The organism is Actinospica durhamensis (assembly GCF_018139695.1).
GTDB lineage: Bacteria > Actinomycetota > Actinomycetes > Streptomycetales > Catenulisporaceae > Actinospica > Actinospica durhamensis.
Genome location: NZ_JAGSOG010000816.1, coordinates 1 through 414 on the forward strand (window position 1 = coordinate 1; position 414 = coordinate 414).

Annotated in this window: 1 pseudogene; it reads right to left on the reverse strand. The window is 74.2% G+C overall.

Features of this window, described 5'->3' with window-relative positions:
* Nucleotides 1–311, reverse strand: a pseudogene (locus KDL01_RS42360) (aminopeptidase); the annotation flags it as partial.
* Nucleotides 312–414 lie beyond the last annotated feature (103 nt).

Sequence of the window (414 nt, forward strand, 5' to 3'; positions counted from 1 at the left end):
ACGGTGGGGCGCTCGGTGGACGTGTGGAGCAGGGTGAGGCGCTGCTCGAACGTGCCGGCCGAGGGGTCGGTGTGGTCGACCGGCTGGCGCAGCCCGAGCACGAAGAGGCGGTGTCCCGGCTCGGTGCTCGGCCGTTCCTCCACGATCCGCACACCCGGCAGGGAGCCCAGACGCCGCACGATGGCGTCGTCGGGGGCGGGAGGCTTCCCGGTCAGGGCGTGGGCCGGTGCGGACGCCGTCGCGGTGAGAGCGGCCGTCGAGGCCGCCGAAGCGGTCGAGAGCAGCAGGCGTCGTCTCGTCCAGAGGCGCATCGGGTGTCCTTCCCTTGACGTCGGCTGTCTGCAGTACAGCCGCCGGACGGTGCGGAGGGATCCCGTGCGCGGGGGAGCCGTCTCCCCCGCAGGGGGGATGCGG